This window comes from Nonlabens sp. Asnod3-H03, assembly GCF_045063665.1.
GTDB classification, from domain to species: domain Bacteria; phylum Bacteroidota; class Bacteroidia; order Flavobacteriales; family Flavobacteriaceae; genus Nonlabens; species Nonlabens ulvanivorans.
The window spans coordinates 572,128-594,801 of the sequence record NZ_JBEFOD010000008.1 but is presented as its reverse complement, the minus strand read 5'-3'; the positions used below and the strand labels follow the sequence as shown (position 1 = coordinate 594,801).

20 protein-coding genes are annotated in these 22,674 nt (G+C 33.7%); 1 reads left to right on the top strand and 19 read right to left on the bottom strand.

Annotation, left to right across the window (positions count from 1 at the left end; all coding sequences use genetic code 11):
* From ACJJVI_RS05955 to ACJJVI_RS05875, 17 genes are all read right to left on the bottom strand, one after another.
* Complete coding sequence (locus tag ACJJVI_RS05955; RefSeq protein WP_405350987.1) at positions 1 to 1,281, bottom strand: O-antigen ligase family protein; 1,281 nt, start codon at positions 1,279 to 1,281, stop codon at positions 1 to 3.
* Positions 1,263 to 2,678 (bottom strand): O-antigen polymerase, encoded by a 1,416-nt coding sequence (locus ACJJVI_RS05950; RefSeq protein WP_405350985.1) that lies wholly within the window; start codon positions 2,676 to 2,678, stop codon positions 1,263 to 1,265. The genes ACJJVI_RS05955 and ACJJVI_RS05950 overlap by 19 nt, the downstream gene beginning before the upstream one ends.
* A 9-nt stretch (positions 2,679 to 2,687) precedes the next feature.
* Complete coding sequence (locus tag ACJJVI_RS05945; protein WP_405350984.1) at positions 2,688 to 3,752, bottom strand: glycosyltransferase family 4 protein; 1,065 nt, start codon at positions 3,750 to 3,752, stop codon at positions 2,688 to 2,690.
* Positions 3,752 to 4,558 (bottom strand): FkbM family methyltransferase, encoded by an 807-nt coding sequence (locus tag ACJJVI_RS05940; protein WP_348022052.1) that lies wholly within the window; start codon positions 4,556 to 4,558, stop codon positions 3,752 to 3,754. The genes ACJJVI_RS05945 and ACJJVI_RS05940 overlap by 1 nt, the downstream gene beginning before the upstream one ends.
* Positions 4,551 to 5,819 carry an oligosaccharide flippase family protein gene (locus ACJJVI_RS05935; protein ID WP_405350983.1) on the bottom strand — a complete coding sequence of 423 codons (1,269 nt, stop codon included), beginning with the start codon at positions 5,817 to 5,819 and terminating at the stop codon, positions 4,551 to 4,553. Before ACJJVI_RS05935 ends, ACJJVI_RS05940 begins: the two co-directional genes overlap by 8 nt.
* 36 nt (positions 5,820 to 5,855) lie before the next feature.
* Positions 5,856 to 7,292, bottom strand: coding sequence for a hypothetical protein (locus ACJJVI_RS05930; protein ID WP_348022054.1), 1,437 nt, complete (start codon positions 7,290 to 7,292; stop codon positions 5,856 to 5,858).
* Positions 7,292 to 8,782: an MBOAT family O-acyltransferase gene (locus ACJJVI_RS05925; RefSeq protein WP_405350981.1), complete on the bottom strand. Its 1,491-nt coding sequence runs from the start codon at positions 8,780 to 8,782 to the stop codon at positions 7,292 to 7,294. Before ACJJVI_RS05925 ends, ACJJVI_RS05930 begins: the two co-directional genes overlap by 1 nt.
* Before the next feature lie 9 nt (positions 8,783 to 8,791).
* On the bottom strand, positions 8,792 to 9,832 hold the full coding sequence (locus ACJJVI_RS05920; protein ID WP_405350980.1) for a GDP-L-fucose synthase family protein: 1,041 nt from the start codon (positions 9,830 to 9,832) through the stop codon (positions 8,792 to 8,794).
* On the bottom strand, positions 9,832 to 10,959 hold the full coding sequence (gene gmd / locus ACJJVI_RS05915; protein WP_405350979.1) for a GDP-mannose 4,6-dehydratase: 1,128 nt from the start codon (positions 10,957 to 10,959) through the stop codon (positions 9,832 to 9,834). The genes ACJJVI_RS05920 and gmd overlap by 1 nt, the downstream gene beginning before the upstream one ends.
* A 34-nt stretch (positions 10,960 to 10,993) precedes the next feature.
* The gene (rfbD, locus tag ACJJVI_RS05910; RefSeq protein WP_405350977.1) at positions 10,994 to 11,830 is read right to left on the bottom strand and encodes a dTDP-4-dehydrorhamnose reductase; all 837 of its coding nucleotides are present in this window, start codon (positions 11,828 to 11,830) and stop codon (positions 10,994 to 10,996) included.
* 52 nt (positions 11,831 to 11,882) lie between these two features.
* Complete coding sequence (gene rfbC / locus ACJJVI_RS05905; protein WP_405350975.1) at positions 11,883 to 12,419, bottom strand: dTDP-4-dehydrorhamnose 3,5-epimerase; 537 nt, start codon at positions 12,417 to 12,419, stop codon at positions 11,883 to 11,885.
* Positions 12,416 to 13,279, bottom strand: a complete 864-nt coding sequence (gene rfbA, locus ACJJVI_RS05900; protein ID WP_036583235.1) for a glucose-1-phosphate thymidylyltransferase RfbA — start codon at positions 13,277 to 13,279, stop codon at positions 12,416 to 12,418. Before rfbA ends, rfbC begins: the two co-directional genes overlap by 4 nt.
* A complete protein-coding gene (gene rfbB / locus ACJJVI_RS05895; RefSeq protein ID WP_405350973.1) occupies positions 13,276 to 14,298 on the bottom strand; it encodes a dTDP-glucose 4,6-dehydratase in 1,023 nt (340 codons plus the stop codon). The genes rfbA and rfbB overlap by 4 nt, the downstream gene beginning before the upstream one ends.
* Positions 14,291 to 15,328, bottom strand: coding sequence for a hypothetical protein (locus ACJJVI_RS05890; RefSeq protein WP_405350971.1), 1,038 nt, complete (start codon positions 15,326 to 15,328; stop codon positions 14,291 to 14,293). The genes rfbB and ACJJVI_RS05890 overlap by 8 nt, the downstream gene beginning before the upstream one ends.
* A 75-nt stretch (positions 15,329 to 15,403) precedes the next feature.
* Positions 15,404 to 17,131 (bottom strand): DUF6909 family protein, encoded by a 1,728-nt coding sequence (locus ACJJVI_RS05885; protein WP_042269259.1) that lies wholly within the window; start codon positions 17,129 to 17,131, stop codon positions 15,404 to 15,406.
* Between the two features lie 108 nt (positions 17,132 to 17,239).
* The gene (locus tag ACJJVI_RS05880; RefSeq protein ID WP_405350969.1) at positions 17,240 to 18,730 is read right to left on the bottom strand and encodes a GH3 auxin-responsive promoter family protein; all 1,491 of its coding nucleotides are present in this window, start codon (positions 18,728 to 18,730) and stop codon (positions 17,240 to 17,242) included.
* The gene (locus ACJJVI_RS05875; RefSeq protein ID WP_036583243.1) at positions 18,730 to 19,596 is read right to left on the bottom strand and encodes a M23 family metallopeptidase; all 867 of its coding nucleotides are present in this window, start codon (positions 19,594 to 19,596) and stop codon (positions 18,730 to 18,732) included. Before ACJJVI_RS05875 ends, ACJJVI_RS05880 begins: the two co-directional genes overlap by 1 nt.
* A 238-nt stretch (positions 19,597 to 19,834) precedes the next feature.
* On the opposite strand from ACJJVI_RS05875, the gene ACJJVI_RS05870 reads away from it, so the two are divergent.
* Positions 19,835 to 20,029, top strand: coding sequence for a twin-arginine translocase TatA/TatE family subunit (locus tag ACJJVI_RS05870; protein ID WP_105072209.1), 195 nt, complete (start codon positions 19,835 to 19,837; stop codon positions 20,027 to 20,029).
* A gap of 75 nt (positions 20,030 to 20,104) precedes the next feature.
* Here ACJJVI_RS05870 and ACJJVI_RS05865 read toward each other — a convergent pair whose 3' ends face one another.
* A complete protein-coding gene (locus tag ACJJVI_RS05865; RefSeq protein ID WP_036583245.1) occupies positions 20,105 to 21,082 on the bottom strand; it encodes a DUF4837 family protein in 978 nt (325 codons plus the stop codon).
* A 7-nt stretch (positions 21,083 to 21,089) separates the two neighbouring features.
* Complete coding sequence (locus ACJJVI_RS05860; protein ID WP_405350967.1) at positions 21,090 to 22,667, bottom strand: LysM peptidoglycan-binding domain-containing protein; 1,578 nt, start codon at positions 22,665 to 22,667, stop codon at positions 21,090 to 21,092.
* Between the last annotated feature and the right edge of the window lie 7 nt (positions 22,668 to 22,674).

The window sequence follows — 22,674 nt, the reverse complement described above, 5'->3', positions numbered from 1 at the left end:
TTAGTTCTTACCTACATTAAGTTCTTCAAAAACATTCTCTACTTGTTTTTTCTTGGTGCTTTCAATCAAGTATTTACTATTCTTTAAAAATAACAAGTTTGCAAAAAAGCTAAAGAAAATAACTCCTTGCTCACGTTCTAAAATATTTTCTGAAAACATTACTATACAATAGAACGAAACAACTGCAAGCGCGAGATAATTTTTATTTGAATATGCCTTAATTAAACGTATTCCTACAAATAGCAGGAAGAAAATAAGGCCTAGGTATCCTATATTGAGTATAAAACCTAAATACTGATTATGAGAATTATACTGACTGTCTGAAAGTGCAAAAGCTTCCTTTTCAACATAACAATTTACAAGATGATTTTTTCCATCTCCTAATCCAAAGCCAAATATCCCAGCGTCTGATGTGATATCTACTGCACAATCATAAATCTTCATTCTTATGTTAGTTGAAGTCAACTCATCATGATTGTTTTTATTAATCTCTAGTAATTCAGAGAATTTACTATTGACTTTAGGGTGAAAAATAATAACACCAATTACTATCGTAACTATTGAGCCATAAAAAATCCAAAGGCTTCTATTTTTAAAAAGAACGACCAGTAAGGACATAATCATTACTAAACCTAAAATAGGGCCTTTTTTAATCATTATGAGTAAAAATAGAATAAGCACTAAATCCATTAACAATAGGATACACATATTTCTAAGAGACAATCCTTTATGAATAAGAAATAATGAGAAAATTATTGCAATAGCTACGTGCATGCTTAGATAAATAGGATGAATATTCCATCCATAAATATCTGATCTAATAATATTTGGAAAGTGCTGTACTGAGTCTACAAAATTATAATGTGTATAAAATTTAATGAAAAATGCAAGGTTTGCAATAAGTACAGTAGTGATAAAAATCCACATAAGTTTATGGATATTCTCAAAAATATAATTGAGATGCTTAATAGAAATAAGAGAAAAAATCAATGGGAATACTATAAGCGACGCTCCAGTTTCTATTTTTCTAAATCCATAACTTAAGTCGTCAGAATAAGTAAGACTTATTAAATAAACTATAAATACAGAAGCATTTAAAAGAAAATATCTCCATCTAAATTGTTGCTTACAATAGTAACTACTCCATATAGAACCTATCACAAATAGAACGATACAAACAGGCCTCACAGGAGAAGGAATTACAGGAAACGCAAACATCATAGCGGTTAAAAGCCATAAAATAGTGTTACTATGTTTCTCTATTAAGATTTTTGCACCCATACTTTTTTGTAGAAAAATAAATTTACAAACGCTAAAATAACTTTAGGTAATAGATATAGACCTATAAATGTTCCTATAAAGTAAGCAAATCCATTTGTAAAATCTCCTCTTAACAAGAACAACAAATGCATCGCAAAGTAAAAGGCGATTGATTTTTTAAATAGATTAGAACTATTAAGCCAAGTTAAGAAATATACTATACTCAATGCGAGTACTATAGCCATAAAAATAACTCCTATGATACCAAAATTCATGTAGCCTTCAGCAATATAAGGATTAGATAGGTTTGCAAAATAGAAATCATAGTGATCTATTACATGATTCCCTACTATTAATCCCGATGCATCTGGTTTTGCAACCCATAAACTTCTAGGCACAAAAAACAATAAAGCACTCAATAATTGATACCCATAAGAAAGCCCATCAAATTCTACGTGCTCCATCACTACTCCTATATTTATAAATGCATCATAGTTTAGTGACATGTATCCTTCACTCAATTGATTTTTTGCAAACAGTAAACTAGGGTTACTTAATATTTCATCAAATCCATAATCAATATGCGTTAGAAATTGAGAAAGTGGAAAGCCTATAATCATTACCACAAATAAGAGAAGTGTTGATTTCACATTACTGTTGAGTAGTTTAGGAACAAATAAGAATAATAATAAAAGATAAATAGGTCCTAGTGCATTTCTTTTCTCTGTTAAAGGGTTTTTAAAGAGTAATACCAATGCGATAAGAAAAAACAACATTGCCGTTGCAAGGATCCATTTTTGCGTATTAATTTTTGAATTTTTATAATAATCTATGCATAGAATTACTCCTGCAAGTGGCATTAAGAATAATACCTTTTTAACAATGAGAAGATAGCTAACACTATATGTAGAAGTTAACCAACTAGGCCTAGAAAGTTCATCTAAAAAAAAATCATAGTTAATGATAAGGACTAATATACTTAAGACGATAAAGAAAAAGATGTTAGATAACGAGTACGACTTCCTAGTAGGTATTTGCTTCTTCAGTTTTATGTAATCCTTACCAGCTACATAAAATAGGAAAAATACAATGTTAAAGATGGCTATAAGACCATTAGTCTTAATGAAAATAAGTTCTGAAAAGGGAAAGTGATGTGTAAAGGTAGGTGCCTCCATCATATTGAACTCACTAATCTGTGCCAGCGGCGCTACTAGAAAAAACAAAAAATTAAACACAATGTAGGTGCTTAAAAAAGGACTATACCTGCGCTCAATAAAAATATGGTAATAAGTAATGAATGTAAGAATGAGAGCATTTCCCATAAAACTCATCCATAGAGATAATGAGGTTTCTAATGTCGCAAATAGAAACACTGTTATGGACAGGTAAATAAATATGAAAAAATTCCTTAGTAACACCTATTGATTTTATTTAAGTAAATTAATAAATGTTGCTGTCATAGCCTCTATAGAATATCTAATCCTACAATCCTCAACTATTTCTTTTCTAAGCTTCAACCACTTTTCTTTATTTTCAAAAAATGAAATAAGACCTTGAGCAAGACTATCTTCATCATTTGAATTAAAAAATTGTGCATTAAAAGCATCTTTTACCGCTTCTAATTCTGGACTATGATTTTCATCACGTGCTATAATCATAGGCACTCCATAACCTAGACTTTGAGTTATACTTAAACCTACATAACCAGGAGATGCGCTTAAAAGAGACTTCTTATAATACTCTTCGAGTATGCTCGCCTTAGTAACCTCTCCAGGAATTAATACTCTATGTTCAAGTCCATCCTTTTTACTTAATTCCAGCAATTTTGCACGTTCTGGTCCATCACCTATAATTACCAGTTTGGTAGCTTCTGGAAGTTCTTTAAGAGCTTTCTTAAAACCGTTATAAAGTAAGAGCGGTTTCTTATCTGCAATTAAACGGCCTACATAAATAATGTCATTGACCTCAGTAGCAGTATCGCTAGACATTTGATCTTTAAAAAGAACCGCATTAGGTGCTGCTGTAATCTTTTTATAAGGCATTTTAAGTTTAAGTTCTTCCTTTTGCTGTTCTGTATAAACTATGATTTCACTAGCAAGTGATCTCATAAGATGACGTAAGTTATCTGATTTTGATTTCTGTCCAGATCGTGGCCATGCATGTCCCCATAGTATAGTTCGCTTTCGCGAAAGCGATCTCAACAACAATATTGCCCAATGCGAAAGAACTCTTGGATTTAAACTAAGTACGAGCACGTTATCCTTAAAAACCTCTTTCCAAAATCCGGTTTGCCACAAAAATCGACGACCCAATAAGTAATGGTTATTTATATGTTGATGAAGTTTAGATTGTGTGGTAGTAGTAATCGTTTTGTCAAAAAAAAACTGTCCTCCATAAAGTGTAAAATCATCACCCAACTCCGTACTTATTTTATCAAAAACCTTGATTCTATAAGCTGGAATTACTGTTTGTATGACGACTAGTTTACCCATTATTTTACAAGAGTATCTATATCTTTTCTAAAAGCGATAATATTCTGAAATGCAAAAATCTCATAGCGCAATGGTCTATCAGATTTATAAGTAATAGGTAAAAAACCTGATGGTAAAAGTCTGTATAGATTAAAGTTAGGTAACAATTCTACAAAGTCTTTCATAAATACACCACTATAGACATTCATCTCATTAAATTCAAAATGAATTACATCCACCAGATTATTTTTTAATAATTCGCTAGCTCCTTTAAGACATTTGTACTCATTTCCTTCGGTATCAATTTTGAGTAAGTTGATATGTTTGATATGCAATTCTCGAGCAACGCTATTCAAAGTATCGAGTTCGATTGGGACTTCTACCATCTGCGAGTTATGGATATCTGTAATCACCTCAGCATACAAAGAAGCGTGGGAAGATCCATTATCTTGTGCATAATCGTAAATGACAGTTTTAAGTTGTGTGTCAGACAGTCCTTTAGGAATCACTTTAATCTTATTATTGTTTTTAAAGCGTTCTATGAGTTTGTTAGAAGTATTAGGATGTGGTTCAAAACAATAAACTTGCTTTGAGTAATCCATATAGAATGCTGTATAGTTTCCATCATTTGCACCTACATCAAGTACTAAATCTAAACTATGATTTTTCTTAAGAAAGTCAATTAAAAATTTCTCACCACTTACACTAAAGCTAGTATAATTAAGAATTCCCATTCCTCTTAAACCTACATGAAATAGGAAATAGTTTAATTTAAAAAAAATCTTTTTAGAGAATATATGAGCGTAAAAAGCAAGAATTTTATTCATTTAGCATGGTTTCGTTAGGTGTCTTCCTTAGATAAAAGTAAATACATAAAAGTAGCATAAGACCTTCTACAAATGTAAAACTATATATAGTAGCCTTTATGCCATAAGAAGGCACAAAATAAAAGTTGAGAATAAGCGTCGCTATGGCTCCTAAAACAAGAATTCTAAGTCGGTTTTTATATAGTTTTGAAGCTGGCGCAAATAAAGATAAATACAGCATATTTAACCCAGAGAAAACAACAATTAACCCTAGAACTTTAAATAAATTAACGTTCTCTATTATGCGAGTATCTTCATATAGTAGGGAGATGATATGATTACCAAAGAAATAGATCACCCCATAACCTGTAAGTCCTATTAAGGTAATTGTTGGTATTAAAAGCATCATCATTTTTTTCTTTTGGGGCCAGCTTTTACGAGACATGTAGGGATAGATAGCTTGATAAATAGGCACGTACATATTCTTTGCTGCTAGAATTAATTTTTCAAATGCACTATAAACTCCTACTACAGCATCACCGGCAAAAAAACCAAGAATCAAGCCATTTGCAGCAACACCTATTTGAGAGGCTACATTAGAACTAAAAACTTGAAAACTTTCTTTATAGAATTCTTTAGTGCCTTTAAAATGTGGCCATTGCCATGACACGTATTTAAGACTTATCATAAAGCTTATAATTCCTGCTATTATGAAACCTATAGAATTAAAAACAGGAACTTTAATAAAATCATCAGGACCAGTAATGAATAAAAACAATAGTGTAGTGAAAATTGTCTTTGCAATTACATTAATAATTGTGATCAATCTCATTTTTTCAATTCCCTGAAAAAACCAAACTGGGAAAATGGCTTGTCCTATTACAACACCATAACTCAACAAATAAACAGCCCAGTTTTGAGAAAATCTTTCAAAACTAAAAACCACAGTCATAAGAATTAAAAACACAAATATTAATAAAATCATACGTGCCCAGAATACCTTAAAATAAATTTTAGAGTAATCTCCATTTTGAGATTTGATTAATGATATTTCTCGAGTAGCCGTTAGGTTAAAACCAAAATCTGTAGACACCACGCAAAAAACCATTAAATACTGTGCTAGCATTACCAGACCAAACTTCTCAAGACCTAATTGGCGTTCTAAAAAAGGGATAATTAGTAGTGGTAGTAAATAATTTAATCCTTGAAGAATCACTAGTGCGCCGTAGTTTTTGGCCACGGTTTTCTGTTCTCCTGAAAATTTACCTTTCCTTAGTAGCATTTATTATGTTTAGCTCAAAGTAATAATAGTTTATAATTAATATCGACTCCAATTGCCTGTTTCAAAAGTATCAAAAGAGGCTGTATCTAATATTTGATTTGTAACGGCATCATAGACTACTATATTAAAACCTCTCTTGCTTTTATTAATTAATTGATCTACATTATTAATATAGATCTTAGAATAATTACCAGTATTAAAACTAGCACTCTCCATTCTTATATAAAAATTTCTCTTATCATTGGGCTGCATCTTATTGATGATAGCCATTGTATCTATTTTTTCCTCAACGTATCCTCTATAATTATTAAATAGACCAGTATAAGAAACTCTAAATTTATCTTTAAAACTGATTTGAGAACCTAGTTTTTCAAAAGCTATAGAAGTACTTTTATTAATCGCATCCATAGCAGTTACGGCAACGTAAACGTCCATATTACTTAAATAGTTTAGGTAATCGTCAAAATCATCTATTTTTTTAAGTGAGTCTGCTGCATAAAATCTTGAGGTTAAAACTTCATAGTCTTTACTCTTCTTAATTGGGTTAAAATTAAATTCGTTGTCTAGATAATTAGATAAATGTTCAGATACTTTTTGCGCTCCATAAACATTTGTATGTCCACCTTCCATATCAACTTGAGCATCAAATTTGATTGTTTTTAATAAGGTAGTATCAGTATAATTTATAAATGGTATGCCTTGAGACAACGCTATTTCTTCTACTGTTTTAATATGTTGGTTGCGAGATGCATTAATATTATATGGAGCATAAGTTAAAACAAGAGGTATATTATTATCATTAGCTAACTCAATAATTTTATCAAGGTATAACCTACTCTTAACGGGTAAATCAGCCTTAGTAACATTAAAATTCTCTATGACTTTAGGTGTTGTCTTATACAATGGAGTAAAGCCTTTCAATAATCCATTTTCTTTACTTTTAAAATCTGTGATATTAAATTCTTTCCATCTATTATGATAATTATAAAAAGGATTAACACCTTCTAGATTATCTTCAAAAGCAACATTTTGCGCTTTTATTTTATTTAAAGTCAACGGTAAATCATCAAGACTTAATTTATTAACTCCATCTTTTTTATATTCATTATTTTCAGAAATATAAAATGTTTCTAAAACAATGACTTCTGGCTTTTGTGTTTTTAAAACTTCAATTAGATAGTGATAACTTAACCATAATGGTTGTTCATTAGATGCAAAAACATATCCCTTAATGCCATTTTCCTTATAAAATATAGCTGGATTAAAGGTACAAAATGCGTGTGACGATCCTAAAAACACGACGTCTATAGAATTATCTTCTAACTCATAAAAGCCTTTAATCTTAGAGGTGGTATTCCACGGTAGTTTATCTCTCTTAGGCGTAAATATGGTGCTTAATTCAACAAAAATCCATGCAGCCAGAATAACCAGAAACAACAACCTCAAAAATCTATAAATCAAAGTCTTTCTCATTAAAATTGAAAGTATATAAATTCATCTACATTATACTCAGAACCGTAATATCCAAAAATTAAAATAAAGAAAATAGTAGATAAGTAAACGATATAGCGCGTTGCGATGTGCTTTCTATATAACCACGTTCTTATAGGGTATCTTTTATCAATAGACCAAAAAGCCAGTAATCCTATGATAAGTAAGATTGCAAGTGTAAAATCTTTTGAATCCAAGCCTAGCTCATACATTGAGCCATCAAGCAATTGATAAAAAGATAGGTTCATACTGTTGCTTATTACTAGCATCGCTTTTTCAAATGTTTCTGCTCTAAAAAAGATCCAAGCAAAGCTTACTAGAACAAAGGTCCAAACTCTTTTAAAAAATAAAACATCAAATGAATTCTCTTTAATTTTCATAAACGAATTCATTTTGCTTCTTGATTTCTGAGTCCACAAATCAATCATTTGGAAAATCCCATGCAGGAATCCCCAAATTATAAAACTCCAAGCTGCTCCATGCCAGAAACCACTCACCAAGAAAACGATCATAATATTTACATACCATCGCCATTTACTAACTCGATTTCCACCTAATGGTATATATAGATAATCTCTAAACCAAGTAGTTAAAGAAATATGCCATCTACGCCAAAAATCGGGAATTGATATCGCAAAATAAGGCTGATTAAAGTTTTTCATTAAATCATAACCGAGCATTCTAGCACTACCACGTGCAATATCTGTGTATGCAGAGAAGTCTGTGTAAATCTGGAATGAGAAAAATATAGTTGCAATAATGGTCTCAAAACCACTATAAGAACCTGGATCGCTATATACCTGATTTACAACTACAGCAAGCCTATTTGCAATAACAACCTTCTTAAAGATTCCCCATACCACAAGTCCTAAACCACTTCTAATTCTACTATAATCTAAGCTAATTACCTTATCAAGTTGAGGTAACAAATGAGAAGACCGCTCAATAGGACCTGCGACTAATTGAGGGAAAAATGAAACAAATAATGCATACTTCCCAAAATGATGCGTGGCTTTTATTCTATCAAAATAAACATCTAACGAGTAACTTAAAGCCTGAAAAGTGTAGAAAGAAATACCTACAGGTAATAAAACATCAATATTTTCAAAGCCCCATTCTACATGAATTAATGAAAAGAAATCAGCAACTGCCGAATTCAAAAAATTAAAATACTTAAAGAAAATAAGAATTCCTAAATTAGAGACTAAACTCAAGGTAAGCCATAGCTTCTTCCTTTTTATTTTAAGCTTTTCACTTAACTCGCTTTGATTTACTTTACTGATTAAAATTCCGCTCAAATAAGTAATTACTGTGGAAAGCAGCATCAAAAGCGCATATTTTACATTCCAAGACATGTAAAAAAAATAGCTTCCTACTAATAATAAAATCCACCTCAACTTATGAGGTAACACATAGTATAACAGTGCTATAACTGGAAAAAACAATAAATAGGATATGGAAATAAATGACATATGTATCGATTATTTCAAATAAGCTTCATACATCATCTCTACACCTTTTTCAAGAATTATCTCATGTTTCCATCCTAATTTATGCAGTTTTGACACATCTGTAAGCTTACGTGGTGTGCCGTCTGGTTTTGTGGCATCCCAATCAAGTTTACCTTGATATCCTACAGTTTTTTTAATCAGTTCTGCGAGGTCTTTTATAGCGATATCTTCTCCGGTTCCTATATTGAGGTGTGTATTTCTTATGTCTTTTTCGCTTCCTTTTACATCAGCAAAGTCTTTGTTTTCCATCAAGTACACACAGGCTTTTGCCATGTCGTGCGACCATAAGAATTCACGCTTAGGAGAACCTGTTCCCCATAAAGCGATGCCATTTTCTGTGATACCGTGTTTTTGTAATACCGCTTTCGCGAAAGCGATATCATCAATACCTAAATCATCCATTAATGCCTGCTCATTACCATCCATTAATAATTTACCTAGGTGCATTTTACGAATTAGCGCTGGCAGTACATGTGATTTCTCTAAATCAAAATTATCGTTAGGACCATATAAATTAGTAGGCATTACAGAGATAAAATTGGTGCCATATTGCAAGTTATAGCTCTCACACATTTTGATACCAGCGATTTTTGCTACCGCATAAGGCTCGTTTGTATATTCTAGTGGTCCAGTAAGTAAACTGTCCTCTGGCATAGGTTGTGGTGCCATTTTAGGATAAATACAAGTGCTTCCCAGAAACAATAATTTCTTAACTCCATTTAAATAACTATGATGAATCACGTTATTCTGGATCATGAGGTTTTTATAGATAAAGTCTGCTCTATAGGTATTGTTTGCTACAATACCACCTACACTAGCCGCTGCAAGAAAGACGAATTCTGGTTTTTCAGTTACAAAAAAGTCTGCTGTGGCTTGTTGATTTGTAAGGTCTAGCTCTTTGTGAGTTTTAAGAACAAAATTTGTGTAACCTAATTTTTTTAACTCACTAACGATAGCGCTTCCTACTAGACCACGATGTCCAGCGACGTATATTTTTGAATCTTTATTCATTATTCAAAGTAGTTGTTAATTCTATAACCACCACTTTTCAAATATTCTTCTCGAGACATTAAATGTAAATCACTTTTCATCATGTCATTAACGAGTTCTTGAAGGGCGATTTCTGGAACCCAACCTAGTTTTTCTTTGGCTTTAGTAGGGTCACCGATTAATAAATCTACCTCTGTAGGACGGAAATATCGTGGATCTACGGCTACTACTTCTTTACCTATTTCTAGCTGGTAATCTGGATTGGAGCAGGACTTCACCGTTCCTTTCTCGTCCACGCCTTCACCATTAAATTCTAACTCAATACCTATGTATTGAAAAGCCATACGCACAAAGTCTCTTACACTAGTCGTTGTTCCTGTAGCGATAACCCAATCTTCTGGCTCATCGTGTTGTAAGATCATCCACATCATGCGTACATAATCCTTAGCGTGTCCCCAATCTCGTTTTGCATCTAGGTTACCTAAATACACTTTATCTTGAAGTCCTTTTACGATTTTAGAAGTCGCACGAGTAATTTTTCTAGTTACAAATGTCTCTCCACGTACTGGAGATTCATGGTTAAAAAGAATCCCATTACAAGCAAACATACCATAAGCTTCACGGTAATTTACCGTTGCCCAGTAGGCATACATTTTTGCCACCGCATATGGACTGCGCGGATAGAATGGAGTCGTTTCTGATTGTGGAATTTCTTGCACCTTACCATACAATTCTGAGGTAGAAGCTTGATAAACTTTAGTCTTCTTTTCCATTCCTAGCAAGCGTACAGATTCTAGGATACGTAACGCACCTATTCCGTCGGCATTTGCGGTGTATTCTGGCATTTCAAAAGAAACTTGTACATGTGACATAGCCGCAAGATTATAAATCTCGTCTGGCTGAGTTTCCTTGATGATTCTAGTCAGGTTAGTCGTATCTGTAAGGTCACCATAATGCAATTTGAACTTCACATCAGTCTCGTGTGGATCTTGATACAGATGATCGATACGATCTGTATTAAACAATGAAGCACGGCGCTTAATACCGTGTACTTCATATCCTTTTTTTAATAAAAACTCACTTAAATAAGCACCATCCTGACCGGTTACACCAGTGATTAATGCTACTTTATGATTCTTTTCAGACATATTCTAATTGTAAAGCTGTAAAAATAAGGTTTCCTTAAGACTTATACCTAGCCACTACCTTATCTAATCCATCGCTAATAGATGGAGTTGAATAATTGAAAACCTGTTCTGTTTTTTTACAATCCAGCACACTATAAGCTGGTCGTTTTGCATCCGTTTTAAAAGTGGCTACTGGATTGATAGTTTTATTTAAATCTAATTTTTGATTTATCGCTTTCGCGAAAGCGTACCACGTCATCTCACCTTGATTTGTAAAATGGTAAATACCGTAATTCTTAGGGTCATTATCAATTACATGATTGATAAAATTTGCCACATCTATTGCACTGGTAGGTGAACCAGTTTGCGTATTCACAATGTTTAACTCCTTTACATCAGTACCTGCTACCCATTTGAAAAAATTCTTGCCATTTGCTGCATACAACCAAGAAATTCTAAAAATATAATGTTTACCATTTACTCGAGAAATGGCTTTTTCTCCAGCTAACTTACTGGCTCCATAAACGTTTATAGGATCTGTGTCTTGATCAGGTTGATATGGCATTGCTGCATCGCCTTTAAAAACATAATCTGTAGAAAAATGAACGAGTGTTACGTGGTATTGCTTAGCAATTTGAGCCATTTTTTCAACAGCAAAAGCATTGATTTTAAATGCTTTTTCTTGTTCGGTTTCGGCAAGATCTACAGCTGTGTATGCTGCACAATTGATGATATAATCGGGTTGTACCGTTGCTATCTTTTTATGTAAGCTTTGTGAACAGGTGATGTCTAATTCTTGACTTGAAAATGCATAAACATCACAACCAGATAAAGCATTTTTTATCGCGGTAGCTAACATTCCGTTTGCTCCTGTGATGAGAATTTTTTTCAAGGGTTTGTATTTATCAAACATCGTCTTCTACAAGCTCAGACTGACATTCTAATTATAATTTTAAAAAATCTAATTTTCCATCTTTTTCAGATAGTAAAACAGCACTATCTGGTAATTGCCAATCTATATTTAACGTTGGGTCGTCATATCGTATCCCAAATTCAGTCTCTGGTTGGTAAGTGTTATCTACTTGATAATTTACGATTGCTGTATCTGACAGGACAGAAAAGCCATGCAGGAATCCTCTAGGAACTAAGAGTTGTTTATGATTATCACCACTTAATTCAATGGTGAAATGTTTTAAAAAGGTTGGAGAATCTGGTCTGTAATCTACTGCTACATCAAGAATTTTACCTTGTACACAACGCACTAGCTTTGCTTGAGCAGCATCTCCTTTTTGTAGATGTAAACCACGTAGCACTCCATAGCTTGAAAAGGACTCGTTATGTAATACAAATGGTGTATGATTAGGAAACGCTTTCGCGAAAGCGTATTTATCATGTCTAATACTGAAATAACCGCGATCATCACCAAAAACAGGTGGCTCGATGATGTAGCTGTCTTTTAACGGAGTTTCTTTTACAATCATTTCTCTGTAAGTCTCATCAAATAATCTCCATAACCACTTTTTATAAGAGGTTGTGCGAGGTTTTTGAGTTGTTGCTTCTCAATATATCGTTTGCGATAAGCTACTTCTTCTATAGAGCCTATTTTTAAGCCTTGACGCTGTTCGATTACTTGTACAAACTGACTGGCTTGCATTAAGGATTCAAACGTTCCTGTATCGAGCCATGCAGTTCCTTGATCGAGCACATTTACTTTAAGTCTGCCACGATTAAGGTATACGTTATTGATGTCTGTAATTTCTAATTCACCACGATGTGATGGTTGTATATATTTTGCAATTTCTACTACCTCATTATCATAGAAATAAATTCCGGGAACGGCATAGTTTGAACGTGGCTCTATAGGTTTTTCCTCTATGCTGGTTACTCGCATATTTTCATCAAAATCTACCACACCATAGCGTTGTGGATCATTTACATGATAAGCAAAAATAACTCCACCTTCTGGGTTCACACTTTCTTGAAGTGCTTTTTCAAGACCTGTTCCATAGAAAATATTATCTCCTAAAATTAGAGCAACACTATCTTCTCCTATGAAATCGGCGCCTATAATAAACGCTTCTGCCAGACCATTAGGATTTTCTTGAACAGCATATTCAAACCTACAGCCCAATTGAGATCCATCGCCCAGTAAATTTTTAAAAAGTGGTTGATCTTGTGGTGTAGAGATGATTAATATTTCCTGAATTCCTGCACTCATTAATGTTGAGATAGGATAATATATCATAGGCTTATCATAGATAGGCATTAACTGCTTACTCACACTTAAAGTAAGTGGATGCAGTCTAGTACCACTACCACCGGCTAGAACTATTCCTTTCATGAGTTATATTTTTTGAGATACCATTCTACTGTTTTTTTGATTCCGGTAGTAAAGGTTTCTGCCGGTTGCCAATTGAAATCATCTTCAATCTTTGATGGATCAATTGCATAACGGTAGTCATGTCCTGGACGATCATTTACATAAGTTATTTGTGCCGCATAAGGTTGTCCATCTTTACGAGGTTGAACCTCATCTAATATGGAACAAATATGATTTGCAATATCTATATTCCTTATTTCGTTTTTTCCACCTATGTTATAATTCTCTCCTTGACTAGCTTTTTCTAAAACAGTATGTAAAGCTTGACAATGATCTGTTACATATAACCAATCACGCACGTTTTTACCATCACCATAAATGGGAATAGAATCACCATTTAATGCTTTTCTTATCACGACAGGTATTAACTTCTCATCATGCTGTCTAGGTCCATAGTTATTGCTACAGTTTGTGATTACCGCAGGAAAACCATAAGTATGCACATAACTCATTACTAAATGATCACTGGCTGCTTTACTGGCACTGTACGGACTGCTAGGAGCATAAGGTGTTTTCTCTGTGAAAAAACCGTCATCTTCTAAGCTTCCATAAACCTCGTCTGTAGAGATGTGGAGAAATCTAGATTGTTGTTGTTTTGTGCTAAAATCAGGTTTAAAAACTCGTGGTTTTTCCATCCATAATTGATAGCTAGCATGCAACAAATTAAAAGTTCCGTTTACATTAGTTTCTATAAAGACCTGAGGATTTTCAATACTATTATCTACATGGGACTCTGCCGCGAGATGATACACTTTATCAAATTGATAGTCTTCAAATAGCTTATTAATAAATACCGCGTCGCATATATCTCCTTCTATAAAAGTGAGACGATCATGCTTGAAGTTATGTGCAAAACCTAGGTCTGCAGCATAGGTAAGCTTATCTAAATTATAAATGTGGGCACCGGTATTTGTAAGTAAGTATTCAATAAGATTACTTCCTATAAAACCTGCTCCACCGGTAACTAATATTTTAAGCATTCTCTTTTTCGTAGTTTTTCAAAAACCTCCAAACTAGCGGGAATAATGCAATTAAAAGTCCAAATCCTAGACCTATAAAAGCTCCTTTAAGTCGGTAATGCCTTTTTTCTATCGCACCTTTTTTGATATACTGAGAAACGACATTTATGGTGCTACTATAGCTATACTTATCTTGTCTTACACTAGACATTTGATAGAGTATATTTCTTTTTTGATCAAATAGGTTTTTTAATGCTTCAGATGGTTTTTGATCTCCTAGGTATAAATTAGTGCCATTTCCACCTTGTACATCACTAGATTTAATAGCTGTTTGATAAGCCGCGATTAAAGAGTCTAGTTCTATTAATTGATAACTCATAGATTTAAGATCAAAATCTGCCGTTTCTTTAAGTGCTTGTTGCTCTGACTTTATGATTGAGTTTTCTTTTACTCTAATTACATCATCTATTAAATTTTCAAGAACCGTTCTATCTTTAGATGCTACTTCAATTAATTGATATTGATAGTCTTGATCACGTTTTGCAGCTTTAAAACCTTCAAAAGTGAAGTTCTCTAAAGCCATCGTATCGGACTTTCTAGCCAGTTGATCATATTCTTCTAAAAGTTCTGTATCATTAAACTCTGGACGTATACTTAACGAAGTGATTTTTGAAGTTTTATCTTCAGAGGTATTTAATTCTTGAGATAACTTTTCAAAGTCTTCTTGTTCTACTAACGACTGATAATAATTAATGTTAGAAATCAATTGACCAGCACTTTTAAAATTGGGCTGCACTACTATTTGAGCTGTAAATTGATCACCAGATTTTAAATTTAAATACCAACCTAACGCAATACCGGCAATAGAAGTAATTGCGATAATGATTAAATTTTTCTGAATAAAAATCAGGAATAATATTAAAAAGTGACCTATCCCTTTGAGTAGATTACCTACACCAGTAAATATATTTTTAAATCCATTACTAATCCAGACAAAAACGGGAACTAAATCTACTTCTTGCTCTTGATTATTCTGTGGTTGGTTTTCCATGAAAATCGATGATTTTATTTATTCAAATATAATTGAAGTTTATTTCTACCTAAAAACGATAATAGGAGGCTTAAATTATAATTCTGTACTTATTTCTGAAGCAACACTGTTCTCCATGATCTGTTCAAGGATTTTTTCAGTAATGACGTATACTGGTTTTACTCCTGTAAGACCTAATCCACCACTGGCAAGTGTATGACCTGTTTTTAAAGGATTATCACTAGCATAATATGCATATCGCACATTAATCTTTTTATTGATACTGCGACGTACTCTAGAGGCAGCTTGTATCGCTTTTTGATAATGTGCACCTTCCATCTCTAGACCTATCACACGCCAGCTCGAACTATAGAAAAATTGTAATAGATCTTTATTTTGTAAAGATGTCCCTAATACAGTAACCATAGAACCGGCTACTACATTAATACCATCTGTTTTTAAATCTTTTTTAGTCAGTTTATTTTTAAATGGATAGTTGTCTGCAGTACCTTCAAAAACGTGGGCATCTGGAACCATGATATCTCCTTTATCACCTTCTAGAATACCTGCTTTACCCATGATGTTAATTGACTTCATGTTCATTAAATGCAGCTTACCATTCTCATCTTTATATGGCTTTAACAATTCATCCATGGTCTCATAAGCTTGTTCTCCAAAAGCATAATCCATGACTATAAGCACTGGCTTTGTGTTTTCCTCGCTTTCGCGGAAGCTAACTGAACAAAAGTCTACATCCATGTACTGGCACTGAGACATATCAAAAATCTGTACGTCTATATTAGTACCGCTTTCATCCTTAAGGTAGGACATTCCATTTGCGAGCGCGTGCTTTTTAATAGCATCGCGATCTTTTTTTGCAGCGTCATTACTAAGAGTCGCAAACAACTCCATGCGGTCACTATTTTTAAGCTTTGCCTCAAGTGCTTTAGGACCGTAAAGTGAATTCATTACACTGTGCAGATTTGCACTAATGATATGTAATGGTCTATCAAAAAGATTGTGGTCTACTAGATGTTGCTTGATGCGTAACGCCCATTTATCTCCATGAATATGGTGACCCAGACGTTCTCTTAAAACAGGAGAGAATGTCACCAATCTCTTTTCCCCATCTAGGATTTCCTTCTTTGCAAGATTACCTAAATGATAGATGGTACTTAAAAACTGATGAGGATTTTTTGCAGTTGCAAAATCATTATAAACGCTCATCACTTCTTCAAAAGTGCGCCCTAATATAGTTGCTACATGTGTAACGGCAACTTCTTTTTCTTGCTGTGTTAGTTTTGTTTTTCCTATTACTGCTTCTAGACATTTCCAGTCGCGAGTTGTACTACCATTATCACCGACTAGTACTTGCTTCATAATCTTATGAGATTCTATCATAAGAAAAGTTAGGTGCGTCAGTATATCATAAATCTCTGAGCGTCCTCGAGTAACCTCTATATTCATCTGGTGCTTATCGATACGATAGCAGTTGCGACGTCTCTTTTTAGGAATAATCGCTTTAAAATGAGAACCTTGATAACCTTCATCACTAGTTAAATTGATGTAAGAACACTCTTCAATACCTTCTGGTAAACGGTCCATTACGTAAAGCAAACCACTAAGTTCTATTTTCTCCTCAGCAATAGAGCCGTAGATCTCTGGCCTTAAGGTAAGGAGTGATTCTCTTAAAGATTCTCCACTCACGCCCATAGGTTTATAAAAGCCACGATTAAATAAATGTCGCATGGTTATATACATGCGTTCAATGGCATTAGTACTTTCTTGGGCTCTTGTCCGTGGTTCTACGTTAAGTATAGGCATATAATAAATTTCCTAGCAAAGATAGTTATTTAACTAGTCTATACAGCTATAACAACTATTTGCAGCCTGTTATATGATTGTAAAATTAATTTTAGAAAATTATTTAAATTATAATCTCTCTAAGACCTCAGCGATCTTACGATCATTAGAGAGTCGCGGTAACTTATTTTGTCCACCTAGCTTACCTATGGTTTTCATGTATTGCTTAAATCCATTTTCAACAACTTGCTTAATAATAAGAGGTTGCAAAACTTTACCAACTATTAAATCATCGTAGTAACTATTTTGCTCGCGCATTTTAAGATCTAAAGTTGCTTTAAACTTTTCCAGGTCTTTAGGTTTTCCACCAAACTCTATAAACCACTCATGATAAGGTAATTCATCATTATCTGGGGCAAGTTGTGGTGCAACAGTAAATTCATTAATCACAACATTGTGTATGGCAGCGGCTTCTTTCATGGCATGCTCTACTTCTTTACCTATGACATGTTCTCCACTTGCACTGATGTAGTGCTTGATACGACCAGTTACTATAACGCGATACGGACTGGTAGAGGTAAAAGCAATTGTATCACCTATGTTATATGCCCATAAACCAGCTGTTGTAGAAATAATAAGCACATAATTCACACCGATCTCCACCTCACCTATAGTTAAACGTGGTGCATTTTCTTCAAAAAATTGATCTGCAGGAATAAACTCATAAAAAATTCCAGCATCTAATAACAATAGCATTCCTTTCACATCTTGTTTATCTTGATATGCAAAAAATCCTTCACTTGCTGGAAATAGCTCAATACTATCTACTTTTCTACCTATAAGCTGTTCAAATTTAGGCCTGTATGGCTCAAAATTCACACCACCATAAATGAAAAGGTTGAATTCTGGAAATACATCACCTACTTTTTTGCCAGTACGTTGTACAATGCGTTCAAAATACATTTGTACCCAACTAGGGATTCCAGAAATGATACCCATATTCTCAGGTAAGGTTTCATCAATAATTGCTTCTACCTTAGTTTCCCAATCTTCAATACAGTTAGTTTTCCAGGAAGGCAGACGGTTTTTTTGTAAGTATCCCGGTACATAATGGGCTACAATTCCACTTAATCTACCTAACTGAACACCATTCTTATCTTCCATTTCAGGACTACCTTGCAAGAAAATCATTTTGTGATCTACAAAAGCTGCTTTACCTGTCTCGTGGATGTAACTTAAAATGGCATTACGAGCAGCATTGACATGCTCTGGCATAGATTCTTTAGTAATAGGAATATATTTTGCACCACTAGTAGTCCCAGAGGTTTTTGCATAATACAGTGGTTTTCCAGGCCATAAAACATCTGATTCTCCGGCCACAACTCTATCTACAAATGGCCTTAATTCTTCATAATCTCTTACGGGTACTTTTTCAATAAAAGTAGCGTGTGAATCTATATCTTGAAAAGAATGTGCTTTACCGAAAGCGGTATTTCGAGCAGTCTTAATGAGATGTTTAAAAACCTTTTCTTGTGTAGCCACTGGTTGAGTAGACCATTTACGAGTTTGCCTATCAATGATAGCTGCAAAAACCTTTGCTGCGAATGATTTTATTGACATTACTGAAAGTTGATAAAATTAGTTGGGTCTTGTGGATAGCCGTCCATCCACAATTCAAAATGTAAATGTGGTCCATTAGTTAACTCACCCGTATTACCTACAATTCCGATTACCTCACCAGCTTGTACTTGATCGTTTTGTTTTTTACTCAATGTAGCCATGTGCTTATAAACGGTAATTACACCATAAGAATGTTCCATAAGTATGGTGTTTCCAGTGTCTGTACTCCAACCTGCAAAAATCACTGTGCCATCTGCCGCAGCTTTTACTGGTGAATTTGCTGCAGATGTAATATCTACGGCATAATGTTTTTTTTCTGCATTAAAACCATCTGATATAGTACCAGTTACAGGTGTAAAGAATATAAAGTTAGTACGACTAGTTGCTCCTTCTATCACGTTAAACTTATCCTCACGATCCACTTCTTCTCGCAATAAGCTATCTTCTTCAATAGGGATTGGTAAGTTCTCTTGATTTGCAGTTTCTACTTTTGCAATACTGTCTATTCTAGCATATTCTGCGGCAGTGATGTTACCACTTAACACCATTTGAATACGATCATATTTTTGTTGTTGCAATTGAATTGAGGTCAGTAAAGAGTCTGTTTTATTTTCTAGGGTTATAACATCTTTAGTAAGTTTAGTACTGGCATAACCAGGTATGAATTCTCTTAACGGTGTAAATGCTATTAAGACCGTAGTTAATCCTATAAGGATGATAGCAGATAATACTGTAACTATAAAAACATTTAATCTAGTTAAGTTTAAAGAAAAGCGTTCTTCAAAAGTATCATCATTGAGCACCACCATTCGATAGCGATGCAACCATTTTCTCTTAAGTTTTCCTTTTTCCTTTTTAGTAGCCATGAGCGTCTTTAACGAATTTCAAAGATAAAATAATATAATAGCTCGCACGTTATTTCTATACAATGCTATTCTTACTAATCATCAACTTTAAGTATGCTTTAAAATTGTCTTCTTAAGGATAATTATAGCTCAATAGGAATGGGCTACCCTTTTACTTTCTATAAAACAAGTAATTTTAACGTCATTATTAAAAGTTTGAAAGAGTTCATTGTATCTTTGTAATGTTTTTAAAACACATATTATGTTAGCAAACTTTATTTTAGGAATGCCTGGTTATGGTAGTATTATATTAATAGCGCTAGTAGTGTTATTAATTTTTGGAGGTAAAAAAATACCAGAATTGATGCGCGGTTTAGGTGGTGGAATTAAAGAATTTAAAGACGCTACTAAAGAAGACAAAGCAAATAATGATCAAATAGACTCTAACAACTAGTCTAAATCATACCATATTAAAAGCCCTTTCAACAATTTTGAAAGGGCTTTTTTATTTATAATCACAAAGTGTTATTTAATCTTCTTGGGATATAAATTTCACGCTTTTTAATATCGATTCTAGTTCAAAAAGGTAATTGCGTTGCTTTGCACTAGGTGCAAAAATGTAACCTTCTATAACTAGCCAGTTATTTTTTTCTTTGTTATAAATCGCATAATTAAGAAAAGGTCCAGACATAAACTGTCCGCTAACTTCCCATAATCCTTTTGTTTCATAAGCAAATTTACCGTCCACCTGACTTTCATTTACATAAGGTGAGAAAGCACGTTCAGTTATAAATTCTCCATTATCCACTGGCACTTTTAAAGAACCTACAGAATCTCTTACTTTAGTAATACTAGCTACGACATTAGAATCTTGAGGAATCTTATCACGATCCACTTCATAGATCATAATATCCATCGTACCTTCTTTAATATTGCGTCGCAACCAGAAAAAATCTTTATCATCTGGTGCCGCATATCGGTATGATCTAGGCGCTATCAGTTCAATGCCAAATCGTTCTTTAATCTGATCAACATTAAGCCCTACTTTTTTCATCAAGCGTTGCTTTTCCTTAATCTCACCATCATTAAATATGGTTTTAATTTGCTGTGCATTAGTAATGATTTGTTCTATAACGCCAGCAGCATCTTTACCTCTTATGATAACACCAGTCTGTGGATTTGCATATAATCCAGTCGTGACGGTTACACCTGGCTCCTTATTAGAAGTCTCAACCTTTAAATAATTACGGTTTTTCATCAACAATCCTGCAAATGAATCTGGCTCTATCTGGTTAAGAGAGAACTGTGGTTCTTCACGCACTAATCCATCTACAGGTGCTGCTAGAATCTGTCTAATACTATCACCTACTTCATTCTCCCATAAATCATTGTCAATCACTAATAAAATATCATTCATTCTACCAGCGCTATCTGTTACGATTACCGGCGCATCGTTGCAACCAGTTAATGTGATCATTGCGAGAAATATGTAAACTATGGATCTCATAAGAGTATTATTTAAGTTTTAAAGTGGTACCTGGTTGTAAATCTTCGGTTTTACCAGGATTCAATTTTCTAATTTGAGCAATAGTTATGCCATAGGTGTTTGCGATTTTCCATAAGCTATCACCACTTTTTACTTTATAACTACCAGGTGCTTTTTTTGAACTAGTAGAGCCACTCGTAATAGGTTTTCTAGGATGTATATACAACCGTTGTCCAATTTTTAAATTATTACTACGCAGGCTGTTCCATCTTTTCAATTGGCTAACTTTCACTCCATATTTATTAGCAATTTTACCTAGATAGTCTCCATTTTTAACTCGATAAACGACACGAGACTCTGCTTTAACGAGTTCTGGTAAAGGTTTTTCTTTTTTGTCTAATTCTGCTTTCGCGAAAGCGTATACCGCATCCTCACTACTCACAAATTTCCCTGCTGCTCTTACCGGCAACCTGAGATAATAATTTCTACCAGATACTGCTGGAATGATATCTAATTTATAACTAGGGTTATGAAATTGAATAGTTTCTATATCCTCATCAGTAAATTGAGCAACATGCTCTAGGGAAATCATTTTCTTAACACGTATGGTATCAGTTGCGATTGTTTTATATGCTGTTTGTGCAGGTTGAAAACCATGCTCACTTGCATAAGTGTATAAATATACCATAGCCTGAAATGCAGGTACATAACCAGCGGTTTCCCGTGGTAAGTAAGGTCTTAAATTCCAGTAGTTTTTATATCCACCACTACGTCTTATGGCTTTATTCACATTTCCGGGACCAGAGTTATATGCCGCTAATGCTAGATCCCAATCTCCATAGATATTATATAAACTCTTTAAGAATTTACATGCTGCTTCTGTAGATTTTATAGGGTCCATGCGTTCATCAACATAAGAATTTACCTCAAGATCAAAATCGCGACCTGTAGCAAACATGAATTGCCATAATCCGGTAGCACCTACCCTACTTTTTGCTCTAGGATCTAATGCACTTTCCACTACAGCTAGATACTTCATCTCTAGTGGAATATCATATTTATCTAACATTTCCTCAAATAGCGGAAAATAATAATCGCTCAAAGTCATTAAACGCTCCATATAGATACGTTGATGACTCAACTTTTTATTGATTAATTGTTCTAGTACAGGATTATAATCTATTTGAAAAGGTGTGGTCTCATTAATACGTTTCAGACGTGCTTTAAGTGTGTCTGTAGGTAGCGTTTTCATAACAGCCTCACTATAATCCATTTGTATAACTTCATCATACATATAATCATACATATCATTGTTATACAGCTCTTTAAGTAAGTTCTCATCAAATTTATCTACCTCGGGATATTCATTAATCGCAGCAGTAGCAATTGTTATTACAGGAATATTTACCATAGAGGTAGTGTCAGTTACTACATCTATAGTTGGTTTTATAGAGTCTGTTACAGTTGTAATTTGTTGTTCTTTTTCCTGATTTTTTTTGAATTCTTCATAGGTGATTATACGTCCTGTAGTAGTCGTACTATCAGGTGAGACTTGCGCCATAGTCACCATAGATAACGCAAAAAAGAATAAAAAGAATTTATACATGTATTGT